The organism is Caballeronia sp. LZ024, from assembly GCF_031451455.1.
GTDB classification, from domain to species: domain Bacteria; phylum Pseudomonadota; class Gammaproteobacteria; order Burkholderiales; family Burkholderiaceae; genus Caballeronia; species Caballeronia telluris.
This window is the reverse complement of sequence record NZ_JARUXL010000004.1, coordinates 1,526,681-1,552,669: the sequence shown is the minus strand read 5'-3', so window position 1 is coordinate 1,552,669 and position 25,989 is coordinate 1,526,681. Positions and strand designations below refer to the sequence as shown.

16 protein-coding genes are annotated in these 25,989 nt (G+C 65.9%); 8 read left to right on the top strand and 8 right to left on the bottom strand.

The genetic code is table 11. The features are described from left to right. Nucleotides 1-26: 26 nt before the first annotated feature. The 6 genes from accD (at nt 27) to QCE48_RS29105 (ending at nt 6,887) form a co-directional block, all read left to right on the top strand. Nucleotides 27-899: an acetyl-CoA carboxylase, carboxyltransferase subunit beta gene (gene accD / locus QCE48_RS29130; RefSeq protein ID WP_087632779.1), complete on the top strand. Its 873-nt coding sequence runs from the start codon at nt 27-29 to the stop codon at nt 897-899. An 88-nt stretch (nt 900-987) separates the two neighbouring features. Next, on the top strand, nt 988-2,298 hold the full coding sequence (gene folC, locus QCE48_RS29125; protein ID WP_309781864.1) for a bifunctional tetrahydrofolate synthase/dihydrofolate synthase: 1,311 nt from the start codon (nt 988-990) through the stop codon (nt 2,296-2,298). A 51-nt stretch (nt 2,299-2,349) separates the two neighbouring features. Beyond that, nucleotides 2,350-3,216 (top strand): SPOR domain-containing protein, encoded by an 867-nt coding sequence (locus QCE48_RS29120; protein WP_309781866.1) that lies wholly within the window; start codon nt 2,350-2,352, stop codon nt 3,214-3,216. Nucleotides 3,217-3,230: 14 nt separating this feature from the next. Beyond that, nucleotides 3,231-3,755 (top strand): CvpA family protein, encoded by a 525-nt coding sequence (locus QCE48_RS29115; RefSeq protein WP_309781867.1) that lies wholly within the window; start codon nt 3,231-3,233, stop codon nt 3,753-3,755. Between the two features lie 137 nt (nt 3,756-3,892). Beyond that, nucleotides 3,893-5,440 carry an amidophosphoribosyltransferase gene (gene purF, locus QCE48_RS29110; protein WP_309781870.1) on the top strand — a complete coding sequence of 516 codons (1,548 nt, stop codon included), beginning with the start codon at nt 3,893-3,895 and terminating at the stop codon, nt 5,438-5,440. Between the two features lie 256 nt (nt 5,441-5,696). After that, on the top strand, nt 5,697-6,887 hold the full coding sequence (locus tag QCE48_RS29105) for an O-succinylhomoserine sulfhydrylase (protein ID WP_309781871.1): 1,191 nt from the start codon (nt 5,697-5,699) through the stop codon (nt 6,885-6,887). A 34-nt stretch (nt 6,888-6,921) separates the two neighbouring features. Here the strand turns inward: QCE48_RS29105 and QCE48_RS29100 are convergent, their stop codons facing one another. Together QCE48_RS29100 and QCE48_RS29095 are read right to left on the bottom strand one after the other, a co-directional pair. Next, a complete protein-coding gene (locus tag QCE48_RS29100; protein WP_309781873.1) occupies nt 6,922-7,665 on the bottom strand; it encodes an AraC family transcriptional regulator in 744 nt (247 codons plus the stop codon). A 10-nt stretch (nt 7,666-7,675) separates the two neighbouring features. Then, nucleotides 7,676-8,017, bottom strand: a complete 342-nt coding sequence (locus tag QCE48_RS29095; protein ID WP_309781874.1) for an FKBP-type peptidyl-prolyl cis-trans isomerase — start codon at nt 8,015-8,017, stop codon at nt 7,676-7,678. Nucleotides 8,018-8,270: 253 nt separating this feature from the next. Here QCE48_RS29095 and QCE48_RS29090 point away from each other — a divergent pair, with 253 nt between their 5' ends. After that, nucleotides 8,271-9,395 (top strand): HAMP domain-containing sensor histidine kinase, encoded by a 1,125-nt coding sequence (locus tag QCE48_RS29090; protein ID WP_309781876.1) that lies wholly within the window; start codon nt 8,271-8,273, stop codon nt 9,393-9,395. A 113-nt stretch (nt 9,396-9,508) separates the two neighbouring features. Next, a complete protein-coding gene (locus QCE48_RS29085; RefSeq protein ID WP_309781877.1) occupies nt 9,509-10,873 on the top strand; it encodes a hemolysin family protein in 1,365 nt (454 codons plus the stop codon). Nucleotides 10,874-10,882: 9 nt separating this feature from the next. On the opposite strand, the gene treY is transcribed toward QCE48_RS29085, so the two are convergent. The 6 genes from treY to treS form a co-directional block, all read right to left on the bottom strand. Next, nucleotides 10,883-13,750 (bottom strand): malto-oligosyltrehalose synthase, encoded by a 2,868-nt coding sequence (treY, locus tag QCE48_RS29080; protein WP_309781878.1) that lies wholly within the window; start codon nt 13,748-13,750, stop codon nt 10,883-10,885. Then, a complete protein-coding gene (malQ, locus tag QCE48_RS29075; protein ID WP_309783744.1) occupies nt 13,747-15,900 on the bottom strand; it encodes a 4-alpha-glucanotransferase in 2,154 nt (717 codons plus the stop codon). The genes treY and malQ overlap by 4 nt, the downstream gene beginning before the upstream one ends. A 29-nt stretch (nt 15,901-15,929) precedes the next feature. Next, entirely contained in the window at nt 15,930-17,831 is a 1,902-nt protein-coding gene (gene treZ, locus QCE48_RS29070; protein WP_309781879.1) for a malto-oligosyltrehalose trehalohydrolase, read from the bottom strand. A 48-nt stretch (nt 17,832-17,879) separates the two neighbouring features. After that, nucleotides 17,880-20,141: a glycogen debranching protein GlgX gene (gene glgX, locus QCE48_RS29065; protein WP_309781880.1), complete on the bottom strand. Its 2,262-nt coding sequence runs from the start codon at nt 20,139-20,141 to the stop codon at nt 17,880-17,882. A gap of 89 nt (nt 20,142-20,230) precedes the next feature. Continuing rightward, nucleotides 20,231-22,447 (bottom strand): 1,4-alpha-glucan branching protein GlgB, encoded by a 2,217-nt coding sequence (gene glgB, locus QCE48_RS29060; protein ID WP_309781881.1) that lies wholly within the window; start codon nt 22,445-22,447, stop codon nt 20,231-20,233. Then, complete coding sequence (gene treS / locus QCE48_RS29055; protein ID WP_404982287.1) at nt 22,440-25,901, bottom strand: maltose alpha-D-glucosyltransferase; 3,462 nt, start codon at nt 25,899-25,901, stop codon at nt 22,440-22,442. The genes glgB and treS overlap by 8 nt, the downstream gene beginning before the upstream one ends. Between the last annotated feature and the right edge of the window lie 88 nt (nt 25,902-25,989).

The following is a 25,989-nucleotide window of genomic DNA, read 5'->3' as shown; positions in this document are numbered from 1 at the left end:
CCGCCGAATAAAGCAAAGGAATAACGATGAGCTGGCTCGACAAACTGCTGCCGCCGAAGATCAAGCAAACCGATCCGAAAAGCCGCAAGGGCATCCCCGAAGGCCTGTGGATCAAGTGTCCGGCGTGCGAGGCGGTGCTGTATCGCAACGACGTCGAGGCGAACCTGCACGTGTGCCCGAAGTGCAGCCATCACATGCGCATCGGCGCGCGCGAACGGCTCGACGGCCTGCTCGATCCGGAAGGCCGCTACGAGATCGGCCAGGAAGTGTTGCCGGTCGACGCGCTCAAGTTCAAGGACAGCCGCAAATATCCGGACCGCCTGAAAGAGGCGATGGAAGACACCGACGAAACCGATGCGATGGTCGTCATGGGCGGCGCGATTCATACGCTGCCGGTCGTGGTGGCGTGCTTCGAGTTTTCGTTCATGGGCGGCTCGATGGGCTCGGTGGTCGGCGAGCGGTTCGTGCGGGGCGCGCGCAACGCGCTCGAACAGAATGTGCCGTTCATCTGCTTCACCGCTTCCGGCGGCGCGCGGATGCAGGAAAGTCTGCTTTCGCTGATGCAAATGGCGAAGACAACCGCGCTCCTGACCAAGCTTTCCGACGCGAAATTGCCCTTTATTTCCGTCCTCACCGACCCGACGATGGGCGGCGTTTCCGCAAGTTTCGCGTTTTTGGGCGACGTTGTTATCGCCGAGCCGAAAGCGCTGATCGGCTTCGCGGGTCCGCGCGTGATCGAGCAGACCGTGCGCGAAAAGCTGCCGGAAGGTTTCCAGCGCGCCGAGTTCCTGATGCAGAAGGGCGCTATCGACATGATCGTGGACCGGCGCAAGATGCGCGAAGAGATCGCGCAGTTGATGGCGCTGTTGACGCGCCAGCCGGCCGACTCGGTCGCCTGAGCCCGCGACGATCCGGCGCCGCGCGCGAACCCGCCAGGTTCCGCGCGGCGTTTTGCGTTGGCGTCCGTTTTTCCTGATTTCGAGACAAATGACCACTTTTCCTACCCTCGACGCGTGGCTCGCGCACCTCGAAGCCGCGCATCCGGTCGGCATCGACATGGGTTTGACGCGCATCGGGCGCGTGAAGGATGCGCTCGGGCTGTCTTTCGATTGCCCGGTCATCACGGTCGGCGGCACGAACGGCAAGGGTTCCACCTGCGCGATCCTGGAAACGATCCTGCTGCGCGCGGGATATCGCGTGGGCTGTCACACGTCGCCGCATTTGCTGGCGTTCAACGAACGCGCGCGCATCGACGGCGCCGACGCCACCGATGCCGAACTGCTCGAACACTTCGAAGCGGTAGAAGCGGCGCGCGCGAGCTTGCCCGAACCCGTTTCGCTGACGTATTTCGAATTCACCACGCTCGCGATCCTGCGGCTTTTCGCGTCGCGCAGACTGGACGCCGTGATTCTCGAAGTCGGCCTGGGCGGGCGGCTCGACGCGGTCAACATCGTCGATACGGATTGCGCGATCGTCACGAGCATCGACATCGATCACACCGACTATCTCGGCGATACGCGCGAGAAAATCGGCTTCGAGAAGGCCGGAATCTTCCGCGCCGGCAAGCCGGCCGTTTGCGGCGATCCTAGCCCGCCGCAGACGCTGATCGACCACGCGGAGGCCGTCGGCGCGGATCTGTGGCTCGTCGGGCGCGATTTCCGCTACGAGGCGCAGCCCGGCAACGAGCGCCAGCAATGGAGCTACATTGGCCGGTCGCAGCGGCGTTCGGCGCTCGCATATCCCGCGCTGCGCGGCGCCAATCAGCTGATCAACACGTCGGCGGCGCTTGCTGCGCTCGAATCGCTGCGCGAGCGCATTCCCGTGTCGGCGCAGGACATCCGGCTGGGACTCGCGAACGTCGAACTGGCCGGACGCTTTCAGGTGCTGCCGGGCAAGCCGCAGATCATCCTCGACGTCGCGCACAATCCGCACGCTGCGGCCGTGCTCGCGCAAAATCTCGGCAACATGGGCTTTTTCCCGTACACCTACGCGGTGTTCGGCGCGATGGGGGACAAGGACGTCGAAGGCATCGTGAAACAACTGAAGGGCGAAATCGACCACTGGAACGTGACGTCGCTGCCGACGCCGCGCGCCGCATCGACGGAAGCGCTCGAAACGGCGCTGCGCGAAGCGGGCGTCGAGGACGGCCCCGACAGCAGCGTTGCACGGTTCGAAACACCGGCCGAAGCTTTTCAGGATGCAATAAAGAGAGCGTCCGAAAATGATAGAATTTTGGTTTTCGGCAGTTTCTATACGGTGGCTGGCGTGATGGCCTACCGGAAATCGCAGCATCACTGAGACGGACGGCCCTAAGACGGACGACCGCAAGCCTCTCGCACCAAGCCATACATGGGACTTTTCTCGTTCGGCAAGAAAGACGACGCACCTGACGGTCGCGACGCATATTCCGACTTCTCGCGCGGCACGCGTCACACCGTCCGCACGGAGCGCCGGACCCGGCGCACCGAGCGTCCCGACGCCGACGCGATGATGCTCGACCCCACGCTTCCCGAAAAACAGCGCGCCCGGCGCAGGCTCGTCGGCGCGGTTGCGCTGGTGCTCGCCGCCGTGATCGTCCTGCCGATGGTGCTCGATTCGCGCCCGAAGCCCGTCACCGACGACATCGCCATCGACATTCCGAATCGCCCGGCGCCGGCTGCAAGGCCCGCCAGCAAGGAATCGACGGACGCCGACACGCAAGCGGGCGTCGCGCCGGACGGCCCCGCCGCCGCATCGGATAATGTGGCGGCCGGCGTGACGGCGCCGGAAACGAAAGCCGCCTCCAACGCGGCGGCCACCGCGCAAGCCAAACCGGAATCGAAGCCGGCGGAAGCTAAACCGACGGAATCCAGACCGCCAGCCAAGGCGGCCACGCCGCCCGCGGCGGTCGCGAGCCCGAACGCGAAGGCGCCAGAGCAAGCGGATGAAGGCAATATTGCCGCGAACGCGGCGGCGAGCCCCGCGAACACGCCGTCGTCGCCAGCGGGAAGCCGCTTCGTCGTGCAGATCGGCACATTCGACGACGAAGCCGCCGCCCAGAACTGGGTGACCAAGTTGAAGGCGGCCGGAGTGCCCGCATATGTGGAACATCGCAAGCAGGCCGACGGCTCCACGCGCTCGCTCCTGCGTGCCGGACCGTTCGCGGACCGCGCGGCGGCTTCGGCTGCGCTCGTGAAGGTGCGCCAGGCCGGCCTCGGCGGCGGCGCGGGCAAGTAGGCGAACGCGACGCGATGTTCACGAGTTTCGACTACGCGGTGATGGCCGTGATCGGGCTGTCCGCGATGCGCGGCATGTGGCGCGGCCTGCTCGCCGAAGCGTTCGGTCTGATCGGCTGGATCGCGGCGCTGTTGATCGCCGGGCGTTTCGTCGGTTTCGTCGTGCCTTATATTCCGGCGACCTGGCCGGGCGGTGCGCTGACGCAATGGGTCGTCGCGTTTCTGCTGGTGGTCGGCGCCGTGCTGCTGGTTTCGGGCGTGCTGTCCGCGCTTTTGACGCGAATTACCGAGGTCACGGGCCTGCGGGGCGTCGACCGGTCGCTGGGATTGCTGTTCGGCCTCGCGAGAGGGGCTATATTGGTAGTGGTGCTGGTCGCCCTTGCCGGTCTGACCGAGCTGCCGCAAAAGGATTTTTGGCGCAATGCGTTGCTCAGGCCCGCGGCCGAGCAAGGCGTGCGCGAATTGAAACCGCTGCTTCCCGCTACGCTCGCCGCGTATGTGCGCACCACGCCGGACACCGTTCCGGACACCGCGCAGTAACTCAAGGCTGGCTACACGAGGAACCGCGACGGCTCGGCGCGCTGCCGATGCGATTTCGACTCCGGTTCCGCCGGAAACGCGCATCCGTCGTTCCGACACCGCCTCTGGACCCGTTTCGACTCTTTGAAGGACATGCCATGTGCGGCATCGTAGGTGTAGTTTCCCAAAGCCCCGTCAATCAGCTCATCTATGACAGCCTGCTGCTCCTGCAGCATCGCGGTCAGGACGCCGCCGGCATCGCCACGGCGAACGGCAATAATTTCCACATGCACAAGGCCAACGGCATGGTGCGCGACGTGTTCCGCACGCGCAACATGCGCAGTCTGCCGGGCAACGTGGGAATCGGCCAGGTGCGCTATCCGACGGCCGGTTCCGCGTCGAGCGAGGAAGAAGCGCAGCCGTTCTACGTGAATGCGCCGTTCGGCATCATCCTGGCGCACAACGGCAACCTGACGAACTGGACGCAACTGAAGGACGAGATGTTCCGCATCGACCGCCGGCACATCAACACGGCGTCCGATACCGAAGTGCTGCTCAACGTCTTCGCGCACGAACTGCAACTCGCGAGTTCGGGCTTGCAAGTCGATCCGGCCGCGCTCTTCAAGGCGGTGTCGGGCGTTCATCGGCGCGTGAAGGGCTCGTATGCGATCGTCTCGCTGATCGCGGGCTACGGCCTCGTCGCGTTCCGCGACCCGTTCGGCATCCGCCCGCTCGTGCTCGGCAAGCTGGAAACGGCGACGGGCGTCGAGTGGATGGTGGCGTCGGAATCGGTGGCCGTGGAGGGCATCGGCTTCGAATTCGTGCGCGACGTGGAACCGGGCGAAGCGATCTTCATCGACAACGACGGCAACCTGCACAGCCAGCAATGCGCCGAGAAGCCGTCGCTGAATCCGTGCATTTTCGAACTCGTGTATCTCGCGCGGCCGGATTCCTGCCTCGACGGCGTGCCGGTCTACAACGCGCGCCTGCGCATGGGCGACTACCTCGCGGAAAAGATCAAGCGCGTGCTGCCCGACGTGCCGATCGACGTCGTGATGCCGATTCCCGATTCGTCGCGTCCGGCGGCGATGCAGGTCGCGGCGAAGCTTAACGTCGAGTATCGCGAAGGCTTCTTCAAGAACCGTTACGTTGGCCGCACGTTCATCATGCCGGGCCAGGCGGTGCGCAAGAAATCCGTGCGCCAGAAGCTGAACGCGATGGGCATCGAGTTCAAGGGCAAGAACGTGCTGATCGTCGACGATTCCATCGTGCGCGGCACGACTTCGCATGAAATCGTGCAAATGGCACGCGATGCCGGCGCGAACAAGGTGATCTTCGCCTCGGCCGCACCGCCGGTGAAGTTCCCGAACGTCTATGGCATCGACATGCCGACGCGCGGCGAACTCGTCGCGCACGGCCGCAGCGACGACGAAGTCGCCCGCATGATCGGCGCCGATTACCTCGTGTACCAGGACGTGGAAGACCTGAAGCAGGCGATCCGCGACATCAACCCGGCGCTCGGCGAATTCGAGGCTTCGTGCTTCGACGGCAACTACATCACCGGCGACGTGACGACCGACTACCTCGACCGCATCGAGACCGCGCGTCTCGCGCCGCAGTCGCAGTCGGACCGCGATGCCGCGAGCGAAGCGCAGGAAGGCGGCATGGCGCGCTCGCAATTGCACTTGCAATTGTCGGTGGAGTGAGCCGCGCACGATGCGGGCGCGGCCCGCATCGTGTTAGCATCGGGACTTGCGTCGATTTGAGATCAGCTTGCGGACGCGGGGCACGGCCTTCACCGGCGTGAACCCCAAACAGCTAAAGCGAAACGGTGGCCTTTGAAAACGAACAACCGCCTGCGCTTTTTCCGCACAAGCCCGCTTCTGTCGACGCACAAGCGGGCTTTTTTGCGCCCTGTTTTCGGTGAAAGCAGGGCAGGAACAACGAACGGAAACCACGAACATGGACGACAACTTGCATCTCGACACGCTCGCCGTGCGCGCCGGCACGCTGCGCAGCGACTTCAACGAGCATTCCGAAGCACTTTTCCTCACGTCGAGCTTCTGCTTTTCGAGCGCCGCCGAGGCCGCCGAGCGCTTCAAGAACGCGGAAGAGGCGTACACCTACTCGCGCTTCACCAACCCGACCGTTTCGATGTTCCAGAACCGGCTCGCGGCGCTCGAAGGCGGCGAGGCGTGCATGGCGACGGCGTCCGGCATGGCCGCGATCATGTCGGTCGTGATGTCGTCGATGCAGCAGGGCGATCACCTCGTCAGCTCGAAGAGTCTGTTCGGCTCGACGGTCGGCATGTTCACGCAGATCTTCTCGAAGTTCGGCATCGAAACCACTTTCGTCGATCCGACCGATCTCGACGCGTGGAAGGCCGCCGTGCGTCCCGAGACGAAGATGTTCTTCCTCGAAACGCCGTCGAATCCGCTGACCGAAATCGCCGACATCGAAGCGATCGGCAAGATCGCCAAATCGGTGAATGCGCTCTTCGTCGTCGACAACTGTTTTTGCAGTCCGGCATTGCAGCAGCCGCTCAAGCTCGGCGCGGACGTCGTCATGCATTCGGCAACCAAGTTCCTCGACGGCCAGGGCCGCGTGCTCGGCGGCGCGCTCGTCGGCTCGAAGCAGTTCATCATGGAGAAAGTGTTCCCGTTCGTGCGCAGCGCCGGTCCGACGCTCTCCGCGTTCAACGCGTGGGTGCTGCTGAAGGGCATGGAAACGCTGTCGTTGCGCGTCGAGAAACAATCGGCGAATGCGCTGGAAATCGCGCGTTGGCTCGAAAGCCATCCGGCCGTCGAGCGCGTGTTTTATCCGGGGCTGGAATCGCATCCGCAATACGCGGTCGCGAAGAAGCAACAGAAGGCGGGCGGGGCGATCGTGTCGTTCGAATTGAAGGGCGCGACGCGCGAGGAACAGCGCGCGAACGCGTGGCGCGTGATCGACTCGACGAAAATCTGCTCGATCACCGGCAATCTCGGCGACACGCGCACGACCATCACCCATCCGTCGACGACCACCCACGGCCGGCTCACGCCCGAAGTGCGCGAAGCGGCGGGCATTCGGGAAGGATTGATCCGGCTCGCGGTCGGGCTGGAGTATGCGGCGGACATTCGTGCGGACCTGGAGCGCGGTCTGGACGCCTGACCGTTTTCGGACCGATGGCGTGGCGGCAATCGCTTCAGTGCTTGCCGGCGCGCCATTGCCCCGGCGCGATCCTGAAGCGCTTCGTGAACGCGTGCGTGAACGCGCTTTGATCGGCGAAACCCACTGTCAGCGCGATGCCGGAAAGCGTCTCGCGCGGATCGGCGAGCAGCGTGAGCGCCGCGTCGAGGCGCAGGCGCTGCAGATAGCGATGCGGCGTCTCGCCGAACGCTTCGCAGAAGAGTTGATGGAACCGCCGCATGCCGAACCCGCAATGCGCGGCGAGATCGGCGATGCGCAACGGTTCGGCCAGATGCGCGCGCAGCCAGCGGTCGATGCGCGCGAAATCGAGTGCGCGCGCTTCGTCGAGACGCACGTCGGACATCAGCGCGCCGCAGAGATGCGCCGCCGCCTGCCAGGCGAACGCGCGCGTGGGCGCTTGCGCGCGCGTCGCAATGTTTCGAACCAGTTGCGTGACGAGCGGATCGACGTCGATCGCCCGCGCGCGCTCGAAGAACCGCTCCGGCAGCGCCACCGACGCGAACGGCAGATCGAGCACCAGTTGCCGGTTTTCGCACGCAGCCGAATAGTCGTGGCGCGCGCCCGCCGGAACGATCCACGCGCCGCGGCAATCGATGCGCGCTTCGCGGCCTTCGACGGCCATGTCCATCGCGCCGTCGAGGCCGAGCACGATCTGGTGGAAATCGTGCACGTCCGACGCCTGCACCGCGTCGTAGCGGCGCAGCGCGACCGACGGGGCGGCGAGCGGCGCGTGTGTCATGCCATCGAAATCAGACGTCGAGCAGTTCCACTTCGAACACGAGCGTTGCATTCGGCGGAATCACGCCGCCCGCGCCGCGCGCGCCGTAGCCGAGTTGCGGCGGAATCGTCAGGCGTCGCACGCCGCCGACCTTCATGCCTTGGACGCCTTCGTCCCAGCCCTTGATGACCATGCCGCCGCCCAGCACGAAGGCGAACGGGTCGTTGCGGTCCTTGCTCGAATCGAACTTCTGGCCGTCCGTCAGCCAGCCGGTGTAATGCACGCTCACCGTCTTGCCGGCGACGGCTTCCGCGCCATCGCCCACGGTGGTGTCTTCGTATTTGAGGCCCGAATCGGTCGTGACAATCGACATGAATGCTCCCTGGTTGATCCGGCGCCGGGGCGGTCTGCCGCCGCGACGTTCCGGTGTTTTGGAACGGGTATTGTAGGTCCTATCGGCCGGGCCGAGCGCGCACGGCACTTGCTCACTTTCCCGGTGCTCTGTCTCGATAAAAGATGCGCGATTCGCGGCTACGCAGATGGCGCTAGTCCGGCATGGGCTCACATATAATGCCTTTGCGTCCTGAAAAAGGCCTGGCAACTTTGAACCAGCAAGGATACCGACTGTGACAACGTCCTTTAGCGGCGCGCTCGAACCCGAACACGCGACGTTTCGCGATGCACCGGCCGCCGGCAACGATGGCGTGCTCGTGCTCGATGCGGCCCAGCGCTGCATCAGCGCCGACACCGTCTTCGCTCACCTTTTCGATCTCGATTCACAAGCGCTCGAAGGCCGCGCGCTCGGCGACACCGCGTTGCCGAAGCCGCTTGTCGCGGTGCTCTCGGCCGCCGCGGACGCCGCGCAGAACGCGAACGGCGCGCAGCGCGCGCAAGCGTCGATCGACGATGGCGGGCTCACGCGCAGCTTCACGATTCTCGCGCTGCCCGCCGCCGACACCGTCACGCTGATCGTGTGGCCGTGCGCCAGCCACGCCGCAGCGGGCGAACCGAACGCCGAGCGGCTCGCGCACTTGCGGGCCGAAGCGGCGCTCTTCATGCGCGACAACGTGCTCTCGGTGGTGTCGCACGATCTGCGCGGGCCGCTCAACGCGATCCACAGCTGGGGCTACGTGCTCGAGCGCAAGATCGACGCCGCCGATCCCGCCGCGCAGCGCGCGCTCGCTGGCATCCGCTCGGGCGTCGAGCAGCAGGTCAAGCTGATCGAACAGACCGTCGATACGACGCGCGCCGAAACCAAGGCGCTGGCGTTGTCGCTCGCGCCTGCCGCGATCCGGCCGCTCATCGAACACAGCGCGGCGCTCGCGCGCGCGAGCCTCGCGAATGCGCGTGGCGTTACGCTGACCGTCGATTCTCCGCTCGCCGAAGAGCAGATCGAAGGCGACGCCGAACGTCTCACGCAGTCGATCTGGCTGATGCTCGTGTTCGCGACGGAAGCGAGCGCGCACGGCGGCTCGGTCGTGCTCGCGAGCCAGGTGGAAGGCAGCACGTGGCGCACGGAAGTGCGCTACACGGTGTCGGCGCCCGCGCTCGTCGACAAGCAGTTGCCGCATGCGCTCGAAGCATTCGCACGCCGGCAGGCGACGCAGCCGCGCGAGGCTGGGCGCATCGCGTGGGGGCTCGCGCTCTGCAAGCGGGTCGCGGAGGCGCACGGCGGCAGTTTCGACCACGCCGACGTCACCGATGGCGCCGCTGTATCGATGAACCTGCGCGTGCCGCTCTCCGGCATGTAGCGGCGCGCACCACGCAGCAACAGGCGAAACCGGCCGGAAACTTGAGGCCGGTCTTACGCCCGGATCGCCTTACGCCCATATACTGACGCTTTCCATTTCCGGAGAGAGTTGCTTTGGCTCAGGTTGTCGCGCTTATCGGCGCAATGTTGCTCGTCGCGTTGAACGGTTTTTTCGTCGCGGCGGAGTTCGGGCTCGTCAAGTTGCGTGCGACGCGCGTCAAGGCCATCGCGCGAACCAATGGCCTGCCCGGCCGTTTGCTCGCGAAGGTCCACGGTCAGCTCGACGCGTATCTCTCCGCGTGTCAGCTCGGCATCACGCTTGCTTCGCTCGGGCTCGGCTGGATCGGCGAACCGGCGTTCGCCTCGCTGCTGCATCCTCTTTTCGCGCTCTTCGGCATCGATTCGGAGAAGCTGATCGACTCGATCTCGCTCTTCTTCGCGTTTTCGGTCATCTCGTTCCTGCATATCGTCGTCGGCGAACTCGCGCCGAAGTCGTGGGCGATCCGCCGCGCCGAACAGGTCGGCCTCTGGCTCGCGATGCCGCTCTACGGCTTCTACTGGCTGATGTATCCGTTCATCTGGGTGCTCAACGCGAGCGCGAACGCGGTGCTGCGCCTCTTCGGCCTGTCGGGCGAGCACGGCCACGACGCCCACTATTCCACCGACGAGCTCAAGCTGATCCTGCGCGGCCGGCGTCTCGGCGGGGCGTCGTCGTATAACGCGGACGAGTGGAACACCATCGCGCATTCGCTCGATTTCAGCCGCATGACGGTGTCGGACCTGATGCGGCCGGCGCACGAGATGATCGGCCTGCGCAACGACCTGCCGATGCGCGAGAACCTCGCCGTGATCGCGCGCCATCGCTTCAGCCGCTATCCGCTTTTCGCCGACGCTTCCGGCGAGCGCGTGCTCGGCATGATCCATTTGAAGGACTTGCTGCTCGCGCGCGAGAGCGAAGGGCGCGGCATCACGCTCGCTTTCCCGAAGCAGCAGACCGTCAAGGTCGACAAGCTCGAAAAATACACGCGCCCGGTGCAATACGTGTCGCCGACGCTGTCCGCGCTGGAACTGTTCCGGCGCTTTCGCAAGGGCGCGCCGCATTTCGCGCTGGTCGGGCGCAAGGGCTCGAAGCCGATCGGCTTCCTCACGCTCGACAACCTGCTCGGCGCGCTCGTCGGGCAGATCCACGACGAGTTCCGTCAGGGCGACGCCGACTGGTCGCGCATGGACGACGGCACGCTGATGGGCAAGGGCAGCTTGCCGGTCGTGTCGCTGGAACGGGCGCTCGGCATCGATATCGACGAGGGGCGCGCGGAGTCGGTCGGCGGACTCGTCATCAACGCGCTCGGCGATTTGCCGAGCGAAGGCCAGCGCGTGGAGTTCGACCGCTTCGACATCGTCGTGAAGAAGATGAACGGGCCGCGGATCGTTTTAGTGCGGGTGTATCCGCGCGAGGAGGCGCTGGAGGAGGCGGATTAGCCTCAGCCCTCATCGCACCCCTTCCTCCACAAGCAGTGCCACCGGCATCGCCGTGAGCGTATCGCGCACGAAGAGTTGCTGTCCCTCCGCCTTCGGCGCGCCCGTACTCATCCAGTCGAAGAGCGCGCGCGAGCCGAGCGCATCGGGCAGGATCACCGCCGTATCGCCCCAGCGCGCCGGCTCGACGAGCGGCACGTCGCCGTCCTTGCCGAGCAGCGGCTCGGCGAGCCGCGTCGCGATGACGATCGCATACGCGCTGCCCGCATGCCGCGCATAGGCGATCACGCGATCCGCATGCTCGCCGGTCACTTCGAGCGGCAAATACTCGCCCTGCGCGAACAGCGACGCCGCGTGATGCCGCAACGCCAGCGAACGCCGCACGAGCGCGAGCTTCACGCGTCCGTCGCGCCAGTTCGCCAGTTGTTCGGACGGCGGCCCTTTTTCCTCGCCTTCGGCTAGCCACGCGCGCCGCTTCTCGAAATCGACGGGACGCCGGTTGTCGGGATCGACGAGACTGAAATCCCATAGTTCGGTGCCCTGATAAAGATCGGGCACACCCGGCGACGTCAGCCGCAGCAAGGTCTGCTGGAAGCTGTTGATCGCCCCGGCCCGCGCGATGCGCGCAGCGAATGCCGGCAACTCGCGCAGGAAACCGTCGCGTCGCTGCGGCGCGACGATATCGAACAGAAAGTCGCGGCACGCGTTCTCGTAGGCCTCGTCGGGCGCGAACCAACTCGTGCGCAGCTTCGCTTCGCGCAACGCCTTCAGTTGCCATTGCGCGACGCGCTCGGCCAGTTCCTTCACGCCGGCGTCGTCGTCGGGCGAGAGGTCCGGCGGCCAGCAGCCGACGAGCGTCTGATACAACATCGCTTCCGCATCCGGACCGGGCGCCCAGTTTGCGTCGTCGTCGCCGCCGACCGTCCGGCGCAGAGGCGTGTTCAACGTCGACCAGTTGTGCAGCGTCGCCGCCCATTCTTCCGGGATTTCGCTCAACGCGGCGATGCGCGCGCGCACATCCTCGCCGCGCTTGTGGTCGTGCGTGGCAGTGGCGAGCATCGCGTGCGGGAACGACTTCGCGCGCTCGGCGTTGGTCTCGTGAAATTCGTCGACGGACAACGCGAACTCGCCCGGATCGGCGCCCACTTCGTTGCGCGACAACAGCCGTCCGTACCGATAGCACGCTGTATCCTCGACCGCCTTCGCGGCCACCGGCGACGTCAGCTGCGAGAAGAGCGTCTGCGCGCTGCGTCGTTGCGAACCGCTCGCGCCCGGCACGTTCTGCTGCTGCGCGGCCTGGTTGCGGTCACGCTCGCGCGGCTTTTCGGCGACGGGCGCCTCGTCGGCGAGCTTGCCGCCGAGCCACTGCGCGACCTGATCGAGCACGACGTGATCCGCCCTCGCCAGCACGGCGCGCGCGCCTTCCAGCGCCTGCGAGAAATAGCGCTCGTCCTCGGCGCTGCGCACGGCGTTGACGGGATAGATGCGATACACCGGAAACTGCACGACGAGTTCGCCCACCACGCGGCGTAGCGATGAAAACGTGAAGTCGCGCGTCGTGATCGCGTCGCGGGCGATCCGGTGCAGCGCCCGCGCGACGCGATCCAGTTCCGCCGAGAGGTTTTCCGCCAGGATCTTCCGGCGCGCGACGAGCGCTTCGTCGGCGAATTCTGCGCTGCGTCCGGTCAATTCGGACCACGCCTGCGCGAGCGGCGCCGCGCCGCGCGGATCGTGAAGCAGCGCGCCGACGTCGTTCATGAAGTCGTAGCCGGTCGTGCCGTCGACTTGCCAGTCGCGGCGCAGCGGCTCACCGCGCGCGAGAATCTTCTCGACGACGAAATACGTGCGGCCGTTGCCGTGCTGCAAGGCGGGCGGGCGCTCGTGCGCGAGTTCTTCGAGCCGCTGACGCAGGCGCTGGCAATATTCGCGCGGCTCGGCGAGGCCGTCGACGTGATCGATGCGCACGCCGTCGATGAGTCCCTCGGTGAAGAGCCGGAAAATCAGCGCGTGCGACGCCTCGAACACTTCCGGACGCTCGACGCGCACGCCGCCGAGCGTGCTGACGTCGAAAAAACGCCGCCAGTTGACTTCGTCGGCGGCGGTGCGCCACCACGCGAGCCGGAAGTGCTGGCGCTCCAGCAGCCGGTGCAGACGCTCGCGGCCCTGCGGCGAATCGGCGGAATGCGCGGCGAGCGTCGCGGCGATCGCGGCCTGACCGCCCTCGGTCGCGGCGAGCGTCACGAGCGCGGCGCGCGCTTCGGCGGCCTTCGGCTGATCGGCGGGCTGGGTCGTGAGGCCCGTGAAGCGCTGGCCGAGTTCGGGCGCTTCCTGCAAGATCGACGGATAGTCGACCGGGCACACCGGGAACGTGTTCGTGTAGTACTCGATCACGAAGCGCCCTTCGTCCGGCCGGAACGCGAGCTTGATCTTCCCGCCCTGCAGCTCTTCGCCATAGGCCGCGCCGAGAAACGGCGCCAGCACCTTGCCGCGCAGCGCGGGATCGGGCGAATGCCAGTCGACGTCGAAAAAGCGTGCGTGCGTCGCGTGTCGTCCCCATTCGAGGATGTCTAGCCACCACGCGTTTTCCGAGCCGCCCACGCCCATGTGATTCGGCACGACGTCGACGATCAGTCCCATTTCGTGCGCGCGCAGCTTCTCGACGAACCGCCGCAGCCCTTCCTCGCCGCCCAGTTCCGGATTCACGCGCGTGTAGTCGACGGTGTCGTAGCCGTGCGTCGAGCCGCTCGTCGCCGTCGTGATCGGCGACGCATACGCGTGGCTGATCCCGAGCGCGGCGAAGTAGTCGACCTGAACGGCGGCGTCGTCGAAAGTGAAGCCTTTGTGAAGCTGCAGCCGGAGCGTGGAGCGCGGTACGGTCATGGTGTTTCGTTCGGTGGAGGGTTCGGCGTGGAGCGCTCGCGGGCGCTGGCGACGGCGAGCAGCCGGTCGGCGAACGCATCGTCGAGAAACAGTTCGTCGACCGGCGCGGCGAGGCGCCGGCGCCAGTTCGGATGCTCGTCGATGGAACCGGGCAGGTTCGGCTGGTCCGCGAGCCCGAGCAGGTCTTCGAGCGGATACGTGACGAGCGGCGCGGGCGTCGCGGCGACGAACGCAAGCGCTTCGTCGACCGGCGCGCTCTCGACGGGCGGCGCTTCGACGTCGGGTGGCGCGACGCCGGCGTCCTGGAACGCGCGCCACAGATGGTCGCGGTCCACGGCGCGCTCGTCCATCGCGAGCGCGACCGGATCGCGGCCGTCCGCGCGCGCGGCCGTCTGGCCGATCTTCGCGCGCCATTCGATGTCCGCGCCGCGCCACCAGCCGGTGACGGTCGGCAGGTCGTGGGTCGTCGTGGTCGCGGTCACGCCGCGGTCCCAGTCGGACGGTGGCTTGAAACCGTCGCCTTCGACGGCGCGCTCGAACCACAGCACGCGGATGCCGAGCAGCCCGTGTTCTTCCAGCCGCTCGGAAAAGCCGGGCGGCACGGTGCCGAGATCCTCGCCGACCACGATCGCGCGATGCCGCCACGATTCGAGCGCGATGAGCCGCAGCAAATCGTCGAGCGGATAGCGCAGGTACGCGCCGTCCTTGGCCGGCTTGCCTTCGGGCACGAGCCAGAGGCGCCGCAGCCCGAGAATGTGGTCGATGCGGATGCCGCCCGCGCGCGCGAACGACGCGCGCAGCATGTCGATGAACGCCGAGAAACCCTGCGTGCGCATCGCGCGCGGGGAGAACGTCGTGAGTCCCCACGACTGGCCGGCCTGATTAAAGAGATCGGGCGGCGCGCCGACGGACACGCCCGTCAGCATTTCATCGCGATACGACCACGCGTGACTGCCCGCGCTATCGCAGCCGACGGCCAGATCGGCGATCAATCCGACCGCCATGCCGGCGTCGCGCGCGGCGTGCTGCGCGTGCGCGAGGCCCTTCGCCGCGAGCCACTGCGTGAACAGATGGAAATCGACTTCGCGCCGGTTCGCTTCCGCAAACGCCGCGACGGCGTCGCTGCGCGGGTCGCGCAGTTCGTCCGGCCAGTTGCGCCAGTGGCCGTCGCCCGCGCTCGCCAGTTGGTCGGCCTGCAAGGCTTCGAAGCGCGCGTGGTCTTCGAGCGCCCGCCCGCCGCTTTCGACGAACGACGCGAAGTCCTTCGCGGAGGGCGTTTCCGCGTCCTGCGAGAACCAGGCGAAAAGCTCGCGCAAGACGGCGAGCTTCGCCTTCGCCGCGTTCGGCCAGTCGATCAGCGGCAGGCCTTCGAGTTCCGTCATGTCCTTCGCGACGCCCGCGCGCTCGATCGCCGCGCGGGCCGCGGGCGCGCCGAGGACGGCGGCCGGATCGACGTGCAAGATGTTCAGAAAGAGCCGCGACGACGGCGAGTACGGACTGAATTTGTCCGGCTCGGCGCTGAACATCGCGTGCATCGGGCTGATCGCGAGCGCGTGGCTGCCGCGTTTCGCGCTTTCGACGGCGAGCGTCGCAAGCGCGGAGAAATCGCCGATACCGCCGTCGCCCACACGGCGCAGCCCGTAGACCTGCGCGGCGACGCCCCAGAGCGGCGGCGCGTCGCCGGTGGCGTCTTCGTGCAGCGCGCGCCAGGCGTCGTCGATCGTGTAGCAGCGCGACGGCGCGACGGCGAGCGTCGTGTGATGGTCGTTGATGACGAGCGCGTGATAGCCCGGCTCCGAGATCGGCGAGAGCAGCGCAATCTCGCCCTTCGGCGACGTGAACCGTCCGTCGATCACGGAGCCGCTTTCCAGTTCGATGCGGTAGCGCGCGCCCGATTTCGCCGCCGACACCGGCAGCGCGATGGCGCGGTCCACTTCGGCGGTGATGAGCGGCGGCAGCTTGCGGCCGGACAGTTCGGCATCGAGCGCCGACATGCTGTGCTTCAGTTGCGTGGCGTTGCCGCAGGGCAGGCCGAGGCGGTCGAGCAGCACGCGCAGCGTCGATTCGGGCACGCGCTGCGTGTTCTTGTGCGCGTCGAGCCATTCGACTTCGAAGCCCGCGCGCGCGGCGAGCGTTTCGATCGCGCTCATCGGCGCGGACGGTTTGGCGGTGGTCGGGCTCACGAGGCGTGTCCCTCGGTGGTGGTGTGCTCGAAGCGGCGCGCGTCGTGGGCGATGGCGTAGTCGTTGACGTCGCCCGTCAGCCAGGCGACGAACGTGCGTTCGCCCAGTTCGCCGCGCTTCGCGCGATCCTGCGCGCGGGCCGGCGTCTCGAAGATGATCTTGCCGGCCGGCATCTCGCCGAGCGCGACGGCCGTTTCGCCGAGATTGAGCGCGATGCAAAGCGTTTCGCCGTCGCCGAGCCGCCAGCGCGCGACGAGCGCCTTCTCGCCGATGACCGTCGCGCCGATCGCCTTCGCATCCTTCAGGCGCGGCGTGATCAACTTCGCGCGCACAGCGAGGCCCGAGCGATAGAAATGCAGCCATTCGAGACGGTCGGCGTCGCTTTCGGCTTCAGTCGGGCGCGGCGACGACATCCTGAACGTGCCTTCGTCGTTCGGATCGGGAATCTGCGCGCGGCGCTTTTCATCGGTGAACGCGGAAAACTTCGCGAATTCGCGGCGACGCCCTTCGCGCACGGCATCGGCGAGTTCGTCGTGGTAGTCGGTGAAGAAGAGGAACGGCTGCTTCGAGCCGTACTGCTCCTCCATGAAAAGCATCGGAATCTGCGGCGACAGCAGCAGAAGGCCGGTCGCGGCGAAAAGCGCCTCGTCGGAGACGAGCGAGCGCAGACGCTCGCCCATCGCGCGGTTGCCGACCTGGTCGTGGTTCTGCAGGAACATCACGAAGCGCGTCGGCGGCAGATGCGCGCTCGGCTCGCCGCGCGGCTTGTCGTCGTGAATCGGCGAGGGCTCGCCCTGATACACGAAACCTTCCGACAGCACGCGCGCGAGCTTGTCGATCGGCTTGTCGACGTAGGCGCCGTAGTAGCTCTCGCTCTCGCCCGTCAGGAGCACGTGCAGCGTGTTGTGCGAATCGTCGCTCCACTGGGCGTCGAAATGCGTCTCCAGCAGGTTCGACGTGTTGTGCTCGTTTTCGAGCACCAGATGCACGTGGCGCCCGGTTTCGACCGCGCCGCGCACACGATGCGCGAGTTCGCGCAGCCATTCGTCGTCGTTGATCGCGTGGACGGCGTCGAGGCGCAGGCCGTCGAAGCGATATTCGCGCAGCCAGTAGAGCGCGTTGTCGAAGAAGAAATCGCGCACCTGCGGGCGCTCGAAGTCGATCGCCGGGCCCCACGGCGTGTTCACGCCTTCGCGGAAGAACGTCTTCGCATACGCGCTCAGATAGTTGCCGTCCGGCCCGAAATGGTTGTAGACGACATCGAGAAACACCATGAGACCGAGGCCGTGCGCGGTATCGATGAGCTTTTTCAGGTCGTCGGGACGGCCATACGACGAGTCCGGCGCGTAGGGCAGCACGCCGTCGTAGCCCCAGTTGCGCGTGCCGGAGAAATCGTTGAGCGGCATCAGTTCGATGGCCGTCACGCCGAGTTCGGCGAGCTCCGGCAGACGCGCGGTGACGCCCGCGTAGCCGCCCATTGCGCCGACGTGCAGTTCGTAGAGCACCGTCTCTTCCCACGGCCGGCCGTGCCAGTTCGTGTGGGTCCAGCGATAGGCGCGCGGATCGATCACTTCGCTCGGGCCGTGTACGTCGTCCGGCTGGAAGCGCGACGCCGGATCGGGCACCGCGAGCTTCTCGTCGAGCCGGTACAGGTAGCGCGTGCCCGCGCCGCCGTCGGCTTCGGCTTCGAACCAGCCGTCGCCGGCCGGCTCCATGTCGACGAGCGTCGGCGTGGTGTTCGCCTCACCGTGGATTTCGAGTTGCACCGTCTCGCGCGAAGGCGCCCAGAAACGATAGCGCGTCCGGGGTGTTTCCTGCGCCGCGCCCGTCACGTGCGCGCCGAACGGCAGGCAGTACGAGTAGTGGTGCTTGTGCGGATCGATAGGACATTCGGACATGGTTTCCTGCCGTTTTCGTTTGCCTTGCAAAGCTGCGCCTGGGTCGTTTCAAGTGGTTCGTTGCGGTGCATCCGGCGTCGCGCCGAATGCATGCTCCGACGGAATATCGGGCGGGCGGCGGCTCGGCAGGGTGCCGGGGTCGGGCGGCAGCGCCGTCAGAAGCCGCGGCCCCTGATGCGCGCCCGCCATCCAGACGGCCTGCCAGTCTGCGTCGCCGGTCGGCTGGGCGAGCAGCACGACGATGCTGTGCGCCGCCACCTCCAGTTCGCTGCCGACGAGCGGCCGCTGCGGCCCGTCGGGCGCCGCGCTATCCAGGAGCACGTTCCATTCCAAGTGAGGCGGGGGCGGTGCGAAGATGAGCGCTTGCGACGACGCGTTGATCATCAAAAGGATCACGTCCGTTTCGCCCGACAGCCCCGGGCCGGCGCGGCGCAGCGTCAGCGCGCGGCCTTCGGGGTCCTGCCATGCCTCGATCGTCAGCGCCATGCCGCGCTCGTCGAACCAGCTGACGTCGTAGAGGCCCGGCAGCACCTCGCGGTCGCCGTAGAGGAAGCGCGTTTCGCGCAGCACCGGGTAGTTTTTGCGCAGTGCAATGACGCGCGCGACGTATTCCGTCTGCGCGCGGCCAGCGGGCGAATTCGCCGCTTCCCAGTCGATCCACGAAACCTCGTTGTCCTGGCAGTACGCATTGTTGTTGCCGCGCTGCGAGCGTCCGAATTCGTCGCCGCCGAGCAGCATTGGCGTGCCGAGCGACAGGAGCGTCGTGGCGATCAGCGAGCGCGCGATGCGGCCGCGGGTGGCGAGGATCTCGGGGTCGTCAGTCGGGCCTTCCACGCCCCAGTTTGCGCTGCAATTTTCGTTGTGTCCGTCGTTGTTGCCTTCCTGGTTCATCTCGTTGTGCTTGTGCTCGTAGGCCGTGACATCGGCGAGCGTGAAGCCGTCGTGCGACGCAACGAAATTGACCGACGCCCACGGTTTCCTGAAGCGCCGGTTGAAAAGCTCCGCCGATCCGGTGAGGCGCGCGGCCAGGTCCGGGCGCATGCCTGCGTCGCCGCGCCAGAAGCGGCGCACGCCGTCGCGGTACTTGTCGTTCCATTCCGCGAAACCGGGCGGATGATTGCCGACCTGATAACCGTCCGGGCCGATATCCCACGGCTCGGAAATCAGCTTGCGGGTGGAAAGGATGGGGTCCTGGCGGATCGCGTCGAAGAAGCCGGAACCGGGGTCGAAACCGTGGCCTTCGCGGCCCAGCGTGACGCCGAGATCGAAACGAAAGCCGTCGATGTTGAACGCCGTGCACCAGTAGCGCAGCGAGTCCATGACCATCTGCAACACGCGCGGATGCGACAGGTTGACCGTGTTGCCGCAACCGGTTTCGTTGATGTAGTGGCGCTCGTCGCCGGGGATGAGGCGGTAATAGCTCGCATTGTCGAGTCCGCGCCAGGAAACGGTCGGGCCCAGTTCGTTGCCTTCGCACGTGTGGTTGTAGACGACGTCGAGGATCACTTCGATGCCCGCCGCGTGCAGTTGCCGCACGGCGATGCGCATTTCGTTCAGCCGGTGCGTCGAGAGATACGACGGCTCGGGCGCGAAGAACGCGGCCGTGTTGTAGCCCCAGTAGTTGCGCAGACCGCGCTCGACGAGGAAGCGGTCGTTCAGGAACGCGTGGACGGGCAGGAATTCGACCGCGGTGATGCCGAGGTTCTGCAGATGCTCGATGAACCACGGCGACGACAGCGCCGCGAACGAGCCGCGTTCGTGCTGGCGAATATCGTTGCGCAACATGGAGGTGCCGCGCACATGCGTTTCGTAGATGATGGTTTCGCCCCACGGCGTGTCGGGGCGCACGTCGCGGGACCAGTCGAAGGCGTCGTCGGTGACGATGGCTTTGGGCATCGCGGGCGCGGAGTCGCGGCGATCCATCGACATGTCGAGCCGGTTCGAGTGCACGCGATAGCCGAAAAGCGCGTCGGACCAGCGCCACGGGCCGACGAGTTTTTTCGCGTAGGGGTCGAGCAGGAGCTTGTGCGGATTGAAGCGATGACCGTGTTGCGGCTGATACGGTCCGTGCGCGCGCAGGCCGTAGACGGTGCCGGGATGCGCGCCCGGAAGGTAGCCGTGCCAGATTTCGTCCGTGCATTCGGGCAGGTCGAAGCGCATCAGTTCCTTGCGGCCGGTACTGTCGAAGAGACAGACCTCGATGCGGTGCGCATTCGACGAGAACACTGCGAAGTTGACACCGAGTCCGTCCCAGTTGGCTCCGAGCGGGTAGGGCGCGCCCGGGAGCAACCTCTCAGGTAATGCGTTCATTGGGTTTTTTGCTCGCGCTTTCTGAGGTTGGACGTTGGACACCCGCTGGTGCGCTCGTGCTTCTCTTTCATCGAAGCACGAGCGCGCGTTCAATCAGCCCGAAGCACAATCGTAGACAACGGCGGCAACGTCAGCGCAGCAGAGAAAGCCCGCCCATGACTTGCGAAGTCATCGGCATGAATGACGCCCGCATTGCCCATGTTGGACCCGCCATAAATCGACGAATCCGAGTTGAGCACTTCGCTCCACCGTCCGCCGCGAGGCAGACCGATCCGGTATCCGAGCCGCGGCACGGGCGTCAGATTGCACGCCACCACGAGCTCGCGCCCTTCGCCATCCGTGCGCCGGAATGCATAAACGCTGTTGGCGTTGTCGTCCCCGACGAGCCAGTCGAAGCCGCGCGGATCGCTATCGAGCTTGTGCAGCGCAGGCTCTTCGCCGTAAAGCCGGTTAAGGTCGCGCACGAGCTTTTGCAGCCCGCCGTGGAACGCATCGTCCAGCAGATGCCAGTGCGGCGATTCATCGTGATTGAATTCCGCGAACTGTCCGAACTCGCCGCCCATGAACAACAGCTTCTTGCCCGGATGCGTCCACATGAAGCCGAGATACGCGCGCAGGTTCGCGAACTTCTGCCAGCGGTCGCCCGGCATCTTGCCGATCAGCGAACCCTTCCCATGCACCACTTCATCATGCGACAACGGCAGCACGAAGCGCTCGGAATACGCGTACACCATGCCGAACGTGTACATGTGGTGATGATACTGACGGTAGACCGGGTCCTCCTCCATGTAGTGCAGCGTGTCGTGCATCCAGCCCATGTTCCACTTGAAGTCGAAGCCAAGGCCGCCGTTTTCCACCGAAGCCGTCACGCCCGGCCAGGCCGTCGATTCCTCCGCGATCGTCATCGCGCCCGGAATCTGCCGGACTTCGTGATTGAGCCGCTTGAGGAACGCAATCGATTCCAGATTCTCGCGCCCGCCGTAAATGTTCGGCACCCACTCGCCGGCCTTGCGCGAGTAGTCGCGATAGAGCATCGAGGCAACCGCGTCGACGCGCAGTCCATCGACGTGATAGCGCTTGAGCCACGCCAGGCCCGATGCGATCAGGAACGCGCTCACCTCGTTGCGGCCGAGGTTGTAGATCATCGTGTTCCAGTCCTGGTGATAGCCCTCGCGCGGATCGGCGTGCTCGTAGAGCGGCGTGCCGTCGAAATGAACGAGGCCGTGGGCGTCGTTCGGAAAGTGCGCGGGCACCCAGTCGAGAATCACGCCCAGCCCCGCTTCGTGCGCGCGGTTCACGAATTCCGCGAACTGCTCCGGCGTGCCGAAGCGCGCGGACGGCGCGAACTGCCCGAGCGGCTGATACCCCCACGATCCGCCGAACGGATGCTCGGCGATCGGCATGAATTCGAGGTGCGTGAAGCCCATGCCTTTGGCGTACGGAATCAGACGCTCTGCAAGCTCGTGCCAGTTCATGCCGCGGTTGCCTTCCTCCGGCACGCGCAGCCACGATTCGGCATGCACTTCGTAGATCGTGATCGGCGCGGCGGGCGTCTGCCGCGCGGCGCGCTCCTGCATCCACTGGTCGTCGGTCCAGGCGAAGCTGTCGATGGCGTCCGCATCGGCGACGACCGATGCCGTCGCCGGCGGCTTCTCGCTCTGCATCGCGCAAGGGTCGGCCTTGAGCGGCAGCGTGTGGCCGTCGCGCGAGACGATCTCGTACTTGTAGCGCGTGCCCGCGCCCAGCCCCGGCACGAACAGCTCCCACACGCCCGCGTTGTGACGCAGACGCATCGGATGCCGGCGTCCGTCCCACGAGTTGAAGTCGCCGACCAGCGAGACGCGCCGCGCATTCGGCGCCCACACGGCAAAGCGCACGCCGGCCACGCCTTCGTGCGTGCACGGACGCGAGCCGAGCGTGTGCATCACCGCGTAAGGATCGCCGTGGGTCAGCCGATTCAGCCAGTCGTCCGACAAAACCGGGCCGAACGCGTAGGTGTCGTGCGTGTCCTGCGGCGTGCCGTGCCAGTCGATCGACAGGCGGTAAGCCGCGGGCTTCTCGACAAAGCCCGTGTAGAGGCCCGCGTCGTGAATCTTCGTCAGGCTGCCGAGCGGCGCGCCGGACTCGCGGTCGAGCACGGTGACGCCCGATGCACCGGGCAGCAGCACGCGCACGACATGACCGGAGTCGGTCTGGTGCAGACCGAGCTTCGAAAACGGATCGGGATGGCGAGCCTCGACGAGAGCATCGATGTCGAGCGAATGCAGCCCTTCCGCAGGGTCTCTCGCATCACTGCGCTTATTCATGTTGGGTTCCATCGGACGTATCCTTGTTGGCTTCGATCACGTGTCGCGTGCCGGGCGCGGGCGGCGCGCCCGTATCGCCGAGCAGGCGGCTCGCAAGCGAAGCGAGGCCGCGCAGCGGAAGGCCGATCCAGGTCGGGCGGTTCGCCGCTTCATAGCGGATTTCGTAGGCGGCCTTCTCGATCAGGAACAGGTCGAGCAGCGCCGTGTAGACGGACTCGCCCGCAATCGGTTCCGGCGACTGTTCGAGCGCTTCGCGATACTGAAGCAAGAAGCTCTCCTCGGCATGCACGCGCAGACGCTCGAAGAGCGCGCGCTTGCGATCGGCGGTCTGCTGCGGGGCGTTTTCCGTCGTCGGTTGCGCGGCGGCGCTCGCATACGACAGCGAACGCAAGAGTCCCGCGACATCGCGCAGCGGACTCGTCTTCTTGCGGCGCTCGTCGAGCGGACGCGCCGGCTCGCCTTCGAAGTCGATCAGGAACGCATCGCCTTGCGCCATCAGCACCTGGCCGAGGTGGAAGTCGCCGTGGATGCGGATGCACAGCGCATCGGCGTCGTCCGGCACGAGTTTCTTCACCGCGTCGATCAGCCTGTCGCGCCGGTCGGTCAAGCTTTGCGCGAGGAAACGGTCGTGCTCGTTGAAGTCGCCCTTCTTCTGCTCGACGATGTCGAGCGCAGTCGTGAGCAGCTTGAGCGTGCCTTCGATCCAGTCGTGCACGTCTTCCTTCGTCGCGCGCGTGGGCGAGAACGCTTCGTCGTCGGTGGGCGAGGCGAGCGCGACGTGCAGTTCGCCGAGCCGCCGGCCGATGATGCCCGAAATCGCTCGGTAGCCCTCGAAGCCCTGCACTTCGTTCATACGGTCCGACGCGTGCTCTTCGGAATCGACGGCCACCGCGAGTTCGTCGACGGTGCGTCGCAGATAGTCGAGTGCGTAGTTCCAGGCGTCGCCTTGATTGTCGATGTAGCCCTGCAGGATCGCGAGCGTGTGCGGCACGTTCTCCGGATCGACGCGCACCACTTCGCCGAAGAGCGGCCCGGTGTTCGCGTAGCCGAGCTTCGTCAGATAGCGGCTCATTTCCGCTTCCGGATGAATGCCGCCGACGAGCCGCCGCACGAGTTTCAGCACCACGCGATCGCCGATCACGAGCGAACTGTTGCTCTGTTCGGCGGCGAGCCAGCGGATTTCGGGCGGCGATTGCGGATTGAAGTCGAGTTCGGCGAGTCGCTCGGTCGGAATGAAGCGGATTTCGCTCTTCTGCACGGTCGGGACGACGGCGCGCTCGTGCAGCTTCTTCAGCACGCCGTAGGCGAAGAACGGCACGGCGAACGCATCCGTGAGATGGCCGATATTGCGGTTGCGCCGCACGCGCGCAAGCGCGAGCTGCATGTAGAGCGGCGAAGTGGTTTCGCTGCCCCAGGCAATCGCGAGCGGCAGCACGTAGCGCTCGGTGTGATCGCCGACATCGGCTTCGATTTCGGTGAACGCGAAGCCCGCGCCTTCGATGGTCGTGAGCGCGGCGAGTCGCACGCGATGCAGCTTCTGATCCTTCGATGCGAACCAGCGCCGCTTGCTCAGATACGACGGCAGTACCTCCGATTCGAGCAGGCGCACGTTTTCGGGCGTCGGGCCGGTTTGTCCCGCGCGAATCACCATCGTGACGAATTCGGGCAGTTGCTCGGACGGCGCCTGACTCCAGGCCGGACGCAGGTTGCCCGGGCACAGCTGGAACCAGAGGAAGCCGTAGGGCGGAAAGGTCAGCAGATAGGTGAGCTGGCCGATTGCCGGGAAGGGCGAGTCGGCGGTCATTTCGAGCGGCACCGAGCCCGCGAATTCCGACAGGTCGAGTTCCACCGCCTGCGGCGCGCGCGAGAGATTCGCCACGCACAGGACGGGCGGCTCGCCTTCCAGTTCGCGCAGATACGCGAGGATCTTGCGGTTGTTCGGGCGCAGGAAGCGGATCGTGCCGCGTCCGAACGCGTGCTTCGAGCGGCGCACCGCGAGCATCTTGCGCGTCCAGTTGAGCAGCGAATGCGGGTCGCGGCTCTGCGATTCGACGTTGACCGCGTCATAGCCGTAGAGCGAGCCCATCACGGGCGGCAGCACGAGCTGTTCGGGATCGGCGCGCGAAAAGCCGCCGTTTCTGTCCGACGACCATTGCATCGGCGTGCGCACGCCGTCGCGGTCGCCGAGGTGGATGTTGTCGCCCATGCCGAGTTCGTCGCCGTAGTAGATGACGGGCGTGCCCGGCATCGAAAGCAGGAGCGAGTTGATCAGCTCGATACGCCGGCGGTCGCGTTCCATCAGCGGCGCGAGACGTCTGCGAATGCCGAGATTCAGGCGCGCGCGGCGATCGCTTGCATAGGTGTTCCAGAGGTAGTCGCGTTCCGAATCCGTGACCATTTCAAGCGTCAGTTCATCGTGATTGCGCAGGAAGATCGCCCATTGATTCGACTCGGGGAGGTCCGGCGTCTGGCGCATGATGTCGGTGATCGGGAAGCGGTCCTCGCTCGCAATCGACATGTAGATGCGCGGCATCAGCGGGAAGTGGAACGCCATGTGGCATTCGTCTTCGTCGCCGAAATACTCCTTCACGTCTTCCGGCCACTGGTTCGCTTCCGCGAGCAGCATGCGGTTCGGATATTCCGCGTCGATGGTCGCGCGGATCTTCTTCAGGATCGCGTGCGTCTCCGGCAGGTTCTCGTTGTTCGTGCCTTCGCGTTCGATGAGGTAGGGCACGGCATCGAGCCGCAGACCGTCGATGCCCATGTCGAGCCAGAAGCGCATCACCTGCAGCACTTCCTTCATGACGGCGGGGTTATCGAAGTTCAGGTCCGGTTGATGGCTGAAGAAGCGGTGCCAGTAGTACTGGCCCGCGACCGGATCGTGGGTCCAGTTCGACGGTTCCGTGTCGATGAAGATGATGCGTGTTTCTTCGTACTTCTTGTCCGTGTCGGACCACACGTAGTAGTTGCGGTGGTTCGACCCGGGCTTGGCGTGACGCGCGCGCTGGAACCACGGGTGCTGATCCGACGTGTGATTGATGACGAGTTCGGTGATCACGCGGATGCCGCGCGCGTGCGCTTCCTGAATGAAGCGCTTGACGTCGGCGATGGTGCCGTAGTCGGGGTGGACGTTTCGGTAGTCGGCGATGTCGTAGCCGTCGTCGCGGCGCGGCGAGGGATAGAACGGCAGCAGCCAGATCGTGTCGACGCCGAGTTCCGCCACATAGTCGAGCTTGGCGAGAAGGCCGGGGAAGTCGCCGATGCCGTCGTTGTTCGCGTCGAAGAAGGACTTGATGTGAACCTGGTAGATGATCGCATCCTTGTACCAGAGCGGATCGTTGCTGAGAGTCGAGGACTTGTTGCGTTTCACAATGTATCGCTCCGTTCGTTGTTTTTTCGCTGGCGCTTGGGCGGGGTGGTGTTGATGCTGGACACTGCCCGGTGCGCTCGTGATTCCGTGGAACCTGTATTTGCGTCGGTCTGTTTGCACTGCCCCGGACAGGGACAGCGCTAATAGACCACTAAGAAGGCAAGTTCCCAGC

Excerpts from the sequence above, each read along its gene's own strand:
- accD (WP_087632779.1), top strand. The coding sequence starts at position 27 with ATGAGCTGGCTCGACAAACTGCTGCCGCCGAAGATCAAGCAAACCGAT.
- folC (WP_309781864.1), top strand. The coding sequence starts at position 988 with ATGACCACTTTTCCTACCCTCGACGCGTGGCTCGCGCACCTCGAAGCC.
- QCE48_RS29120 (WP_309781866.1), top strand. The coding sequence starts at position 2,350 with ATGGGACTTTTCTCGTTCGGCAAGAAAGACGACGCACCTGACGGTCGC.
- QCE48_RS29115 (WP_309781867.1), top strand. The coding sequence starts at position 3,231 with ATGTTCACGAGTTTCGACTACGCGGTGATGGCCGTGATCGGGCTGTCC.
- purF (WP_309781870.1), top strand. The coding sequence starts at position 3,893 with ATGTGCGGCATCGTAGGTGTAGTTTCCCAAAGCCCCGTCAATCAGCTC.
- QCE48_RS29105 (WP_309781871.1), top strand. The coding sequence starts at position 5,697 with ATGGACGACAACTTGCATCTCGACACGCTCGCCGTGCGCGCCGGCACG.
- QCE48_RS29100 (WP_309781873.1), bottom strand. The coding sequence starts at position 7,665 with ATGACACACGCGCCGCTCGCCGCCCCGTCGGTCGCGCTGCGCCGCTAC.
- QCE48_RS29095 (WP_309781874.1), bottom strand. The coding sequence starts at position 8,017 with ATGTCGATTGTCACGACCGATTCGGGCCTCAAATACGAAGACACCACC.
- treY (WP_309781878.1), bottom strand. The coding sequence starts at position 13,750 with ATGACCGTACCGCGCTCCACGCTCCGGCTGCAGCTTCACAAAGGCTTC.
- malQ (WP_309783744.1), bottom strand. The coding sequence starts at position 15,900 with ATGAGCGCGATCGAAACGCTCGCCGCGCGCGCGGGCTTCGAAGTCGAA.
- treZ (WP_309781879.1), bottom strand. The coding sequence starts at position 17,831 with ATGTCCGAATGTCCTATCGATCCGCACAAGCACCACTACTCGTACTGC.
- glgX (WP_309781880.1), bottom strand. The coding sequence starts at position 20,141 with ATGAACGCATTACCTGAGAGGTTGCTCCCGGGCGCGCCCTACCCGCTC.
- glgB (WP_309781881.1), bottom strand. The coding sequence starts at position 22,447 with ATGAATAAGCGCAGTGATGCGAGAGACCCTGCGGAAGGGCTGCATTCG.